This window comes from Streptomyces sp. WM4235 (genome assembly GCF_001279725.1).
GTDB lineage: Bacteria > Actinomycetota > Actinomycetes > Streptomycetales > Streptomycetaceae > Streptomyces.
In genome coordinates, this window is sequence record NZ_LGDE01000359.1 from 1 (window position 1) to 330 (window position 330).

The 330-nt window shown below is 74.8% G+C and carries 1 protein-coding gene; it reads left to right on the plus strand.

The genetic code is table 11. The features are described from left to right. Positions 1-63 precede the first annotated feature (63 nt). Positions 64-330: acyl-CoA dehydrogenase family protein (locus ADK55_RS22330; RefSeq protein ID WP_199826597.1), on the plus strand; the 267-nt coding region annotated here is incomplete at its 3' end.

Here is a 330-nt window from a genome sequence, read left to right on the forward strand (position 1 = left end):
CGTCCTCGGCCTGCCCGCCGAACCGCGCGACGACAAGGACCTCGCCTGGAAGGACCTGGCCCGATGACCAGCCCGCGCGCCCCCTTCGACCTGCTCTACTCCGAGACCGAGGAAGAGCTGAGGTCCGCCGTACGCTCCCTGCTCGCCGACCGCTGCGCCCCCGCGAGCATCCTCGCGCGCGTCGAGACGGACCAGCCCCACGACCCGCGGACCTGGCAGACCCTCGCCGCCGGGATCGGCGCGGCCGGACTGCTGGTACCGGAGAAGCTCGGCGGTCAGGGCGCGAGCCACCGCGAGGCGGCCGTGGTCCTGGAGGAACTCGGCCGGGCC